This is a genomic window from Metabacillus indicus LMG 22858 (genome assembly GCF_000708755.2).
GTDB lineage: Bacteria > Bacillota > Bacilli > Bacillales > Bacillaceae > Bacillus_P > Bacillus_P indicus.
On sequence record NZ_JGVU02000002.1, the window covers coordinates 1,615,871 to 1,627,875 of the forward strand.

At 45.2% G+C, this 12,005-nt stretch carries 8 protein-coding genes and 1 other annotated feature; of the genes, 4 read left to right on the plus strand and 4 right to left on the minus strand.

Annotation, left to right across the window (positions count from 1 at the left end; genetic code table 11):
- Nucleotides 1–15: 15 nt before the first annotated feature.
- Entirely contained in the window at nt 16–1,281 is a 1,266-nt protein-coding gene (tyrS, locus tag AZ46_RS11590) for a tyrosine--tRNA ligase (RefSeq protein ID WP_029278978.1), read from the minus strand.
- 48 nt (nt 1,282–1,329) lie between these two features.
- Nucleotides 1,330–1,552 (minus strand) — a binding site (T-box leader).
- Nucleotides 1,553–1,682: 130 nt separating this feature from the next.
- Between tyrS and AZ46_RS11595 the strand changes: the two genes are divergently transcribed.
- Complete coding sequence (locus AZ46_RS11595; protein WP_051865456.1) at nt 1,683–4,607, plus strand: transglycosylase domain-containing protein; 2,925 nt, start codon at nt 1,683–1,685, stop codon at nt 4,605–4,607.
- A 514-nt stretch (nt 4,608–5,121) separates the two neighbouring features.
- Here the strand turns inward: AZ46_RS11595 and acsA are convergent.
- Nucleotides 5,122–6,840 (minus strand): acetate--CoA ligase, encoded by a 1,719-nt coding sequence (gene acsA / locus AZ46_RS11600; protein WP_029278974.1) that lies wholly within the window; start codon nt 6,838–6,840, stop codon nt 5,122–5,124.
- Between the two features lie 162 nt (nt 6,841–7,002).
- Between acsA and AZ46_RS11605 the strand changes: the two genes are divergently transcribed.
- From AZ46_RS11605 to AZ46_RS11615, 3 genes are read left to right on the plus strand one after another with little or no spacing between them, the layout of a single operon-like run.
- Nucleotides 7,003–7,635 carry a GNAT family N-acetyltransferase gene (locus tag AZ46_RS11605; RefSeq protein WP_029278972.1) on the plus strand — a complete coding sequence of 211 codons (633 nt, stop codon included), beginning with the start codon at nt 7,003–7,005 and terminating at the stop codon, nt 7,633–7,635.
- 39 nt (nt 7,636–7,674) lie between these two features.
- On the plus strand, nt 7,675–8,319 hold the full coding sequence (locus AZ46_RS11610) for an acetoin utilization AcuB family protein (protein ID WP_029278970.1): 645 nt from the start codon (nt 7,675–7,677) through the stop codon (nt 8,317–8,319).
- The gene (locus tag AZ46_RS11615) at nt 8,316–9,488 is read left to right on the plus strand and encodes an acetoin utilization protein AcuC (protein WP_029278968.1); all 1,173 of its coding nucleotides are present in this window, start codon (nt 8,316–8,318) and stop codon (nt 9,486–9,488) included. Before AZ46_RS11610 ends, AZ46_RS11615 begins: the two co-directional genes overlap by 4 nt.
- A gap of 42 nt (nt 9,489–9,530) precedes the next feature.
- Here the strand turns inward: AZ46_RS11615 and ccpA are convergent, their stop codons facing one another.
- Both ccpA and AZ46_RS11625 read right to left on the minus strand, forming a co-directional pair.
- Nucleotides 9,531–10,601 (minus strand): catabolite control protein A, encoded by a 1,071-nt coding sequence (ccpA, locus tag AZ46_RS11620; RefSeq protein ID WP_267881644.1) that lies wholly within the window; start codon nt 10,599–10,601, stop codon nt 9,531–9,533.
- A 234-nt stretch (nt 10,602–10,835) separates the two neighbouring features.
- Nucleotides 10,836–11,912 carry a bifunctional 3-deoxy-7-phosphoheptulonate synthase/chorismate mutase gene (locus tag AZ46_RS11625; protein WP_029278965.1) on the minus strand — a complete coding sequence of 359 codons (1,077 nt, stop codon included), beginning with the start codon at nt 11,910–11,912 and terminating at the stop codon, nt 10,836–10,838.
- Nucleotides 11,913–12,005: the final 93 nt, after the last annotated feature.

The following is a 12,005-nucleotide window of genomic DNA, read 5'->3' on the forward strand; positions in this document are numbered from 1 at the left end:
AGAGGCTTTCAAAAATTATTTGTACTGAATCAGCGTGTACTTCTTCTTCCCTCTGCGGATCACGGTGAATTTGCCGTCAATGCGGTCTTCGGCTCCAAGAACTTTGTCTGTTTCCTGGACGCGTTCGCCGTTAATGTATACCGCTCCGTTTGATACGTCTTCTCTCGCCTGGCGTTTTGAAGGAGAAATTTTGGCGCTGACTAAAAGGTCAACCAGTCCGATTTCGTTCTCTTCTACTGTAAAGGCAGGAACGTCTTTGAAGCCCTGTTCAATTTCGTCGCCAGTCAGTTCTTTGATGTTGCCGCTGAAAAGTGCCTGTGAAATTTTAATGGCCTGCTCAAGGGATTTTTCTCCATGGACAAGCTTTGTCATTTCTTCAGCGAGTGCTTTTTGAGCTGCGCGCTTTTCCGGAGCATCTGTCAGTTCCAATTCGAGTGAAGCAATTTCTTCATGAGAAAGGAACGTGAAAAACTTGATGTATTTCATTACATCGCGGTCGTCTGTGTTGATCCAGAACTGGTAGAACTCGTAAGGCGTTGTCTTTTCCTTATCAAGCCAGATCGCGCCGCCTTCTGTTTTGCCGAATTTTGTGCCGTCTGATTTTGTCACAAGCGGTACAGTTAGACCGAATGCTTTTGCATTCTCTTCTGATTTGCGGATGAGCTCAAGACCAGCTGTGATATTGCCCCACTGATCGCTTCCGCCAACCTGAAGTCTGCAGCCTTCTTCTCTGTACAGGTTCAAAAAGTCGTAAGATTGCAGAATCATGTAGCTGAATTCTGTGTATGAGATGCCGGATTCGATTCTTGAAGCAACCGTATCTTTAGCAAGCATGTAGTTGATGCCGAAGTTTTTGCCCACATCTCGAAGGAATGTAATCAGATCCATAGAACCGATCCAGTCGAAGTTGTTTGCAAGTACGGCAGGATTTTTTCCTGAAGGATCAAAATCAAGGAAACGTGACAGCTGGTTCTTAATTTTATCTGACCATTCTTTGACGATATCAGATGTATTCAGCGTACGTTCTGCTTTTTTGCCGGACGGATCTCCAATCATTCCTGTTGCTCCCCCTACGAGGGCAATCGGACGGTGTCCTGCCTGCTGGAAACGGCGAAGAGTTAAAATTGGAAGCAGATGGCCGATGTGCAGGCTGTCTGCTGTCGGGTCAAATCCTGTATATAATTTAACAGACTCCTCTTCAAGCACCTTTTTCAGGCCTTCTTCGTCTGTCATTTGATTAATTAATCCTCTGAACTGAAGATCTTTGAGCAATTCACTCATTTTGCTTCTCTCCTTTTTCATAAAATACAAAAACGCCCCTTCAATAAATGAAGGGGCGTGGAATACGCGGTACCACCCTGCTTTGGGAAGCATGCTTCCCGTCTCGAAAAGATAACGGCCTTTAACCCGTCTTCTGCTAATTGGCAGATCTGCCGTTCACAAAAGAAGCTCCTGGAGGTAATTCATGATCCATCTTTGTGCTGATTTGCATCGACCATCAGCTTTCTGGGACAGGGAGATGTTCACTACTTCTTCCATTCAAAGCGATAAATAATAATAAATCTTTTTTACCACAACTCAGCATGACTTGTCAAACGATCCGCCCCGATTTGACAAGATCATACAAAAGAACTGTTTTTATATGATATAATGAAGTGATTGTATAGGGGGATGATACGCTCATGGATAAACTTAGAACGTGGTACAGAAAATGGATGCCATACAAACATAGAACAATTAAAGGGTTTAACATTACATATGGAGTCATCTGGAACCTGGTGCTTGTGTTTATTGTAATCGGTTTACTGACGGCTTCTTTTGGTGCGGGCGTAGGAGCAGGCTATTTTGCTTCTCTCGTAAAAGATGAACCTCTCCGCACATACAATTCAATGAAAAAAGACATCTACAACTATGAAGAAACCTCACAGGTTTATTTTTCGGATAATGTTTACCTCGGCAAGCTCCGGGCAGATATTGAACGGCAGGAAGTAAAGCTTGCAGATATATCTGATCATGTAAAAAATGCCGTAATTGCGACTGAAGATGAATTTTTCTACGAGCATGACGGCGTGGTTCCTAAAGCGATTATGCGCGCTCTTTTTCAGGAAGCAACCAACTCGTCTAATCGTTCAGGAGGAAGCACGCTGACTCAGCAGCTCATCAAAAATCAGATCCTGACCGATGAAGTTTCTTTTGACCGAAAAGCAAAGGAAATTCTGCTTGCGCTCAGACTAGAACGATTTTTTGAAAAAGAAGAGATTCTTGAAGCTTACCTGAATGTAGCGGATCTTGGAAGAAATGCATCAGGAAGAAATGTCGCGGGAGTACAGGCAGCTGCCCAAGGTATTTTCGGAGTCGATGCAAAAGACCTGTCCCTCCCTCAAGCAGCATTTATAGCGGGACTTCCGCAAAGCCCGTTTGGCTACACACCTTTTACAAACCAGGGAGAAATTAAAGAAAATCTTGATGCGGGGACGTCCAGAATGAAAACCGTTCTGCGCCGCATGCACGACAAAGGCTTTATTACCCAGCAGGAATATCAGGAAGCAAGCAAATTCGACCTCAGAAAAAGCTTAACAGCCGCCAAACCTTCTTCCATTGATGAATATCCTTGGCTCACATACGAAATTGAAGAGCGCGCAAGAGATATCATTCTTGCCCAGCTTGCGGAAAAAGACGGCCGCAAACTGGATGAATTAAAGCAAAATAAAGAACTCTATGCCGAATACAAAGCTCTGGCAGACAGAAATCTAAGACAAAACGGCTACAAGATTCACACTACTGTCAATAAAAATATGTACGATAAAATGAATGCCATTGCCAAATCCTATGAATATTACGGCAACAGCAAACCAGAATACAAGATTAATAAAGAAACAGGCAAAAAGGATCAAGTTCAGGAACCGGTTGAAGTAGGAGCTGTATTAATCGAAAACAAAACCGGAAAAATCCTCAGCTTTGTCGGGGGAAGAGATCACGATGTTTCAGAGACGAATCATGCGACAGATTCGTACCGTTCGAATGGTTCGACGATGAAGCCGCTCCTTGCCTATGCCCCTGCCATGGAAGTCGGAAAACTGCAGCCTGGTTCCGTTCTTGCAGATGTGCCGATGGACGTTCGGGGATGGAAGCCTAAAAACTTTGACGGCAGGTTCCACGGCTTCACAAGTGCGCGATTTGCTCTTGAAAAATCCTATAACATACCTGCCATTAAATCATATATGAGGGTTATGGATCAAAATCCTACTGAATACTTAAAGAAAATGGGCATGAGCAATATTTCTAAAAGAGATATCGGAATCCCTGCCGTTGCGATCGGGGGATTGACCAACGGAGTGACAGTTGAAGAAAACGTAAATGCGTATGCTACCTTTGCAAACGGCGGAAAATTTGTTGATGCTTATCTGATTGAAAAAATTGAAACAAAATCAGGAGAAGTCATTTACCAGCATCAATCAAAAGCTGTTGACGTGTTCACGCCGCAAACTTCCTATCTGACGATTGATATGATGAGAGATGTCATTCAGTCCGGAACCGGGGCTTCGGCCAAAAATTACTTATCGTTCAGTGCAGACTGGGCAGGAAAGACAGGTACGAGTCAGGAGTATAAGGATATTTGGTTTGTAGCTTCTAATCCAAATGTGTCCTTTGGCACATGGCTCGGCTATGATACTCCAAAGTCTGTTGATAAAAACTATAAAGGCATGTCCTACAGCCAGCGGAACATCCTCCTCTGGTCCAAGATGATGAACGCTGCACATGAAGTAAACCCGGGAATGATTGCACCAAAAGCGACGTTTAAAATGCCGGGCGGAATAGTCCAGAGATCCTACTGCGCCCTTTCAGGCGATCTTCCGTCTGCGATGTGCCAGCAGGCAGGACTAGTCACAACAGATCTTTTCAACGCCAAATTCGTGCCGAAAAAAACGGATGACAGTTTAACATCCGGAAAATATGTGTTTGTAAAAGACCGTGCGTATCAGGTACCTCCTTCTGCACCTGCTGAATTTGTCCTTCAGGGTCCGATGCTGAAGAAGGAAATCCTTGAATTGCATAATCTCAGCAGCTTCAGCGATTTAAAAGAACTGCTGCCAAACAAAACAAATTGGGGAAAAATTGTCGTCACTGACGGAAATGAAATCAGGGACAACGGAGCGGTGCCAAGGCAAGTAACAGGTGTCGGAATAAGCGGCAGCTCTCTTGCATGGAACACAAGCGGAGATTCTGATGTCATCGGCTACCGCGTATATGCAGCCGGCAATTTCTCTAAAGACTTTAAAAAAGTTGCCAGCATTCCGGCTTCCAAGAGCCTTTCCGCTTCAATCGGCGGCTCTCCGGCAGCCTACTACGTCACAGCAGTTGATGTAGCCGGAAAAGAATCACCTGCTTCCTCCATTGTGAAAAGCGGCAGCTACCAGGCAGAAAAACCGGCCGCTGCAAAACCTGCAGAGCCAAAGCCTGCTGCACCTAAACCGGCAGAACCAAAACCTGCGGAGCCCAAGCCTGCTGAACCTAAGCCGCCGGCTCCGCCTGAAAAACCAAAAACGGGAGAGCCTGCGAAACCGCCGGGCGAACCCCAGACACCGCCTGAAAAACCGAATGGATGATTGTGAAGAAGGATGCCCGCTGGGGGCATCCTTTTTTAGGTTTTGGGAGTGGCGTCACTTTCCATCACTTAATAGGATGGCATCGCATTTATGACCCTTCAAACAATCCCCTTCTTGATCAAGAGTCATTTCTTGTTTAGTTATAACCCTTCACACAATCTCCCTTCTGATGAAGGGTCATATCTTAACCACTTATGACCCTTCGCACGATCCTACTCTTGATAAACGGTTATATCTTATCCACTTATAACCCTTCACACAATCTCCATCCTGATAAAGGGTCATTTCTTTTCCACTTATGACCCTTCACACGATCCCACTCTTGATAAACGGTCATATCCTGTTTACTTATAACCCTTCACACAATCTCCATCCTGATAAAGGGTCATATCTTATGCACTTCCTCCAGATAATGGGTCAGCACAACTCTCAAAACCAACTACAAAAATCCTTCCCAACAGAAAAAATCCGAACTAATTACCTCAGTTCGGATTTTCTTTGCTCTATTCGTTCTTTAATCTTCCATCGTCGACAAATCACCTGTCGGCAGATCAAGTTCCCATGCTTTCAGGACGCGGCGCATGATTTTTCCGCTGCGTGTTTTAGGCAGCTTGTCGCGGAATTCGATTTCGCGAGGTGCCGCGTGTGCAGCAAGGCCTTTTTTGACGAAGTTGCGGATTTCCTCTTTAAGTTCATCCGTCGCCTCGTAGCCGTCGCGAAGGGCGACAAACGCCTTGATGATTTCGCCGCGGACAGGATCAGGTTTGCCGATGACGCCTGCTTCTGCAATGGCAGGGTGTTCGACAAGCTTGCTTTCCACTTCAAACGGCCCAACTCTCTCCCCTGAAGTCATGATGACATCATCAATTCTTCCCTGGAACCAGTAGTAACCGTCCTCATCTTTATAGGCAGAGTCGCCTGATACATACCAGTCGCCCGGCATGAAATAGGATTCGTACTTTTCTTTGTTGTTCCAGATCGCATGCATCATGGAAGGCCAGCCCTTTTTAATGGCAAGGTTGCCCATGCGGTACGGCGGAACTTCATTTCCCTGATCATCCACTATGGCAGCCTGGACGCCTGGAATCGGCTTGCCCATAGAGCCCGGTTTGATTTCCATGGACGGGTAGTTGCAAATTACCTGCGCGCCTGTTTCCGTCATCCACCACGTATCGTGGATCCTGTTATCAAACACTTTTACTCCCCATCTGACAACTTCAGGATTAAGAGGCTCTCCGACACTCAAAACATGTCTTAATGAGCTTAAATCATATTGTTTAACGAGTTCGTCTCCTGCTCCCATCAGCATGCGGAAGGCAGTCGGCGCACTGTACCATACGGTAACGCCATAGTTTTGGATCGTTTCATACCAATGCTCCGGCTTAAATCTGCCTCCAACGATGACATTGGATGCACCGTGAAGCCATGGTCCGAAAATGCCGTATACTGTACCCGTTACCCAGCCTGGATCTGCTGTGCACCAGTAAACGTCATCTTCCTTCAGGTCAAGCACCCAGCTGCCTGTCTGGTAATGCTGGACCATCGCCTGATGGACATGAAGCACACCTTTAGGTTTTCCTGTTGAACCGGACGTATAATGAAGAAGAAGTCCGTCCGTCTTTTCTACCCATTCTATTTCGAGCTTCGTGCTAGCGGTTTTTATTCTTGTAAGGAAATCTATGTACGGACCATCTTCATTTACATTTTCTCCAACTAATACAACATGCTTTAAAGCAGGCAGATCGTTGAACGGAACACGCTCAAGAAGTTCAGGCGTTGTCACGATGACTTTAGCCTCGCTGTCTTTCAGGCGGTCGCTTACTGCCCCCTCCATGAATGCCTCAAATAATGGACCAACGATGGCGCCCAGTTTGATGGCTCCAAGGACAGTAAAATAAAGCTCGGGCGTTCTCGGCATGAAGACAAACACTCTGTCGCCTTTTTCAACATCTGCACATTGGCGGAGAATATTCCCTGCTTTATTTGAGTGTTCTTTCATTTCTTTAAACGTATACTTCTCTTCTCTTTCAGGGTCCCGGTAGTACAAGGCAACCTTGTTCTTCCGGAAAGATTCTGCATGTTTGTCAATTGCTTCGTATGCAGCATTGATTCTTCCTGTTTCCGACCACGAGAGGTTTTTTTCTGCCTCAGACCAGTCAAAATGGTCATAGGTTTTTTGGTAGTCTTCAAGATTGTGGTTCCCCTTTGCTGCTGGCAGCGCTTCCAACTTCATCTTAATTCCCCCTTGTTCAGTGTATACATCCTCTATTATAGAACAGTTTCTATCTTTTCTCAATTTTTAAAAAAATCCTGGTTTTTTCGTGTAAACGCTTCATTTTCTATTTTTTCTAGTATAATAGATGATAGTTCAGCAGATTAAAAAGGCGGTGAATGAATGGAACACCCGAAAACGTACAACGCAAAAGAGATAAAAACTCCGTTTGGCCCCCTTATTATCGAAGGACCCATTAAGCCTGAAAAACTGGCAGGACTTGAATTTCACAAGGATCTGACCGCCTTCAGGCAGCCTGAGCAGCAGCATAAGGCACTGGTCGAAATAGCGGGACTTCCGGAAGGCCGGATTATTATTGCAAGAAATCGCCATACCATTGTCGGGTATGTTACATATTTGTATCCTGATCCTCTTGAAAGATGGTCAGAAGGTAAGATGGAAAATTTGATTGAACTCGGTGCGATTGAAGTCATACCTGAATTCCGGGGCTTCTCTGTGGGGAAAAATCTTCTGAGAGTTTCGATGATGGATGATGCCATGGAGGATTATATCACCATTACAACCGAGTACTACTGGCACTGGGATTTAAAAGGAACCGGGCTGAATGTATGGGAATACAGGAAAGTCATGGAGAAGATGATGAATGCAGGCGGCCTTGAATGGTATGCGACAGATGAACCTGAAATCAGCTCTCATCCTGCAAACTGCCTAATGGCGAAAATAGGGAAAAGAGTCGATCAGGACTCCATTCAGCAGTTTGACCAATTGAGATTCAAAAACCGCTTTATGTACTGATATGTTTCGTTCATGCTTTAAAACAAAGGGGTAATAAGAATGATCGTCGAACAAATCATGAATAAAAACGTCGTTACGCTTCAGCCGGATGCAACCATTGCTGAAGCCATTGAAAGAATGGCTGAACACCGAATCCGCCATATTCTTATTGTGTCAGGAAACGACATGCTCGCAGGCATCGTTTCAGATAGGGACATAAAGGATGCGAGTCCTTCCATATTCGAACTGACCAATGACCGGGAAACGCTGAATAAACCGCTCAAATCCATCATGAAAACAGATGCGATTACCGGACATCCGCTTGATTTTGTCGAAGAAATCTCGTCTATATTCTATGAGCATAAAATTGGATGTCTGCCGATCATCAAGCACGGAAAGCTAGTGGGGATTGTGACAGAAACGGATCTTCTCCATACATTCGTTCAGCTGACAGGCGCTGACCAGCCCGGCTCTCAGATTGAAGTAAAAGTTCCGAATGTATCAGGAGTTCTTTCAGAAGCAGCTGCTGTTTTCAGCAGGCACAATGTGAATATATCGAGCGTGCTGGTTTATCCTGATCAGGACGAACGGTTTAAGATCCTCGTCTTCAGAGTTCAGACAATGAATCCGATGCCTTTAATTGAGGAGCTTGATAAAGAAGGCTATACCGTTCTGTGGCCAAATGTACCGGGGATTTCGTCATGAAAGAAAATATTTTCATCTACTCCCCTCTTTTTCAGCAGTACAAATTCAGCCAGGACCACCCATTCAACCAGCTTAGAGTAGAGCTGACCTATGATCTGCTGAAAAAGATGAATGCATTGTCTGATGATGAGCTCGCAGCACCGAGGATGGCCACTGATGAAGAGCTTGCACTCGTTCACGACAAAAAGTACATAGAAGCTGTTAAAAAAGCGGGAGCGGGAGAACTGGATCAAAAAGAGGCAATGAATTACGGAATTGGAACGGAAGATACTCCTATTTTTCCAGGCATGCATGACGCCGCAGCTCTTCTTGTCGGAGGCACGCTTGCAGCAGTAGAGCATGTTATGGAAGGAAAATCCAAAAGAGCCTTGAATCTTGGAGGCGGGCTTCATCACGGCTTCCGCGGCAAGGCTTCCGGATTCTGCATATATAACGACAGCTCTGTTGCGATCAAGTATATTCAGAAAAAGTATCAGGCGAAAGTGCTCTATATAGATACAGATGCCCATCACGGAGACGGCGTGCAGTGGACTTTTTACGATGATCCTTCTGTCTGCACCCTTTCCATTCATGAAACCGGACGCTACTTATTTCCTGGGACAGGCAATGTGACAGAGCGCGGCGCAGGACAGGGCTACGGGTATTCGTTTAATATCCCGCTTGATGCCTTTACTGAAGATGAATCCTGGATGGATGCCTACAGGCAGTCTATTCGGGAGGTTGCCGCTTTCTTTAAGCCAGATGTGATTCTTACCCAAAACGGCGCCGATGCTCACTTTTATGATCCTCTTACCCATTTCGCGACAACGACCGCTATTTTCAAAGAAATTCCTAAGCTCGCTCAGGAAATCGCTGATGAGTACTGCGGAGGAAAATGGATTGCCGTCGGCGGAGGCGGGTATGACATTTGGAGAGTTGTCCCAAGGGCATGGGCGATGATCTGGCTTCAGATGAAGGATCTTCCTGCAGAAGGAAACCTTCCTCCCGAGTGGATTGAACACTGGCAGTCAAAAGCCCCTGTCACTCTTCCTTCCTTCTGGCACGATTCAAAGGATGACTATAAAGCCATCCCAAGAAAGCTTGAAATTGAAGAGAAAAATGCGCAGACGACCGCTAAAGCTCTTTTTCCGATCCGTCAGAACAAGGCGAAAGACAGACACTCTCTTTAAACCTGAAAAAAGGCATGAATCGCAGGGATTCATGCCTTTTACTTATGATTTTGTCGATTGTCTTATTTCAATGCGGTGCGGAAGCTCAACGATATGATTTTCCACTTCTTCTTTGTTCATCAGCTTTGTCAATAAGCGCATAGCTACAGCTCCGATGTCATAAGTCGGCTGTACAACGGTCGTCAGCTTAGGACGGACCATTGATGCAAGCTTCGTGTTGTCAAATCCGATGATTTCAATGTCATTCGGAATCACATAGCCCATGTCCTGAGCGGCATGTACAACTCCAAGCGCCATTTCATCAGTTCCTGCAAAGATCGCAGTCGGTTTATCAGAGAGCTCATTGATTTTCTCAAAAGCCTCAAGGCCTGAATCATACGTGTAGTCACCCTCTGTGATCAGCGCTTCATCAGCGTCAATGCCGGCTTCTGACAGGGCACGCAGATAGCCTTTCATTTTCATTTCTTTATTGATCGGCTCTTCCATTGGTCCTGTTACATAACCGATGCGCTTATGGCCTTTTTCAATCAGCATGGACACAGCATCAAAGGATGCCTGCTCATAGTTGATGTTTACTGAAGGCGTCACTTCATTTACATCTACAGAAGCAGCAAGAACGATCGGTACAGGGGAGCGTTTAAACTCTTCCACATGCTCGTCTGTAATGTTTCCGCCCATGAAGACAATTCCGTCCACTTGCTTTCCAAGCATCGTGTTCAGCAGGTGAAGTTCCTTGTCTCGGTTTTGATCTGAATTACTCAAGATAATATTGTATTTGTACATAGTTGCAATATCTTCAATTCCGCGGGCAAGTTCTGCATAAAATGTACTTGAGATATCAGGGATAATGACCCCTACAGTTGTTGTTTTTTTGCTCGCAAGTCCTCTTGCAACAGCATTTGGGCGGTAGCCGAGACGATCAATGGCTTCAGACACCTTTTTGCGCGTTGTCGGTTTTACATTCGGGTTGCCGTTTACAACCCTTGATACTGTAGCCATGGAAACATTTGCTTCACGGGCTACATCGTAAATCGTAATATTGTTCATTTTCCTACACTCCTTCGAAATCCATCTATATGTATAGTTAGCATTTACAATTATTGAAAGTAACATGTCATCATTATGAATTTATATGTACATAATGATACGATACTATGAAAACGTAAGCAATCTATTTACAGCGTTTTTACGCAATATAACCGTATTTGTTCATAAATGAGCAAAGTTTTTCATAAACAGCACTGTTTTCTATCATAAATAAAACCTCATCATGTTGCAAGCAAAACAAAATCAGGGTGCCGTGCGGATTCAAGAATTCTCTCCTCCGCGGCACCCTGAAAAGGTTTTTTATGCTTTAACTTTAATTAAAGGTTTAATTTCATTCATGAAATCAGCAAACTGATCGAAGTCCATCTGCTGGGCAGAATCTGACAGTGCAACCGCCGGGTCCGGATGAACCTCTGCCATTACGCCGTCTGCTCCGATTGCAAGTGCAGCTTTAGCACATGGAATAAGCAAATCGCGGCGTCCTGTTGAATGCGTCACATCAACAAGTACCGGCAAGTGCGTTTCCTGTTTTAAAATAGGAACCGCTGAAATATCAAGCGTGTTGCGTGTTGCTGTTTCATACGTTCTGATGCCGCGTTCACACAGGATGATCTGATCATTTCCCTGTGAAATGATGTACTCGGCAGCATTCACAAATTCATCAAGAGTTGCCGCAAGACCGCGCTTCAGGAGCACAGGCTTATTAACGGCACCGGCAGCTTTCAGCAGCTCAAAGTTCTGCATGTTGCGTGCACCGATCTGAATGACATCAATGTATTGAATTGCGATTTCGATATCTGCCGGGTTGACGATTTCACTGATGACAGCCATATCGTACTCATCGGCAACGCGTTTTAGTATTTTCAGGCCTTCTACACCAAGACCCTGGAAATCGTAAGGGCTTGTGCGCGGTTTGAACGCACCGCCGCGAAGCAGGCGCACTCCTTGTTTCTTGGCTTCTTCAGCAACAGCAGCAACCTGCTCATAGCTTTCAACTGCGCATGGACCGGCAATCAGTACCTGGCTGCCGTCTCCGATTTTAACTCCTTTTACATCCACAATCGTATCTTCAGGTTTCTTTTTACGAGAAACTAAAAGCGCCTTGCGGTGGTCGTCTTCCTGAAGCTCAAGACTCGCTTTAAAGATTTCTTTGAATATATGCTGAATGGTGGAATCCTCGAAAGGTCCGTCATTGTTTTCTTTCAATTTATTAAGCATTCTTCGTTCACGGACAGGATCATATCGATTAACGCCCTGCGCTTCCTTGGCTTTACCAATATCCTGTACTAACTTTCCTCGCTCATTAATCAGCTGTAAAATCTGCAGATTAATCTCTTCTGCTCTCTCTCGCAATGCTTCTAACTCGGCGTTACTCATCTGACTCATCCTTTCCCGTTTTTATAGAAACCGGCAAACCGGCTTGTACATGCATCTTATTCAAGCATCTGACCGTATTCCCGGCAGATGCAT

Bases quoted from the DNA above. Each gene is read 5' to 3' on its own strand.
- ccpA (WP_267881644.1), bottom strand. From the start codon at position 10,601: ATGTTACTTTCAATAATTGTAAATGCTAACTATACATATAGATGGATT.
- AZ46_RS11615 (WP_029278968.1), top strand. From the start codon at position 8,316: ATGAAAGAAAATATTTTCATCTACTCCCCTCTTTTTCAGCAGTACAAA.
- tyrS (WP_029278978.1), bottom strand. From the start codon at position 1,281: ATGAGTGAATTGCTCAAAGATCTTCAGTTCAGAGGATTAATTAATCAA.
- AZ46_RS11605 (WP_029278972.1), top strand. From the start codon at position 7,003: ATGGAACACCCGAAAACGTACAACGCAAAAGAGATAAAAACTCCGTTT.
- AZ46_RS11595 (WP_051865456.1), top strand. From the start codon at position 1,683: ATGGATAAACTTAGAACGTGGTACAGAAAATGGATGCCATACAAACAT.
- AZ46_RS11625 (WP_029278965.1), bottom strand. From the start codon at position 11,912: ATGAGTAACGCCGAGTTAGAAGCATTGCGAGAGAGAGCAGAAGAGATT.
- acsA (WP_029278974.1), bottom strand. From the start codon at position 6,840: ATGAAGTTGGAAGCGCTGCCAGCAGCAAAGGGGAACCACAATCTTGAA.
- AZ46_RS11610 (WP_029278970.1), top strand. From the start codon at position 7,675: ATGATCGTCGAACAAATCATGAATAAAAACGTCGTTACGCTTCAGCCG.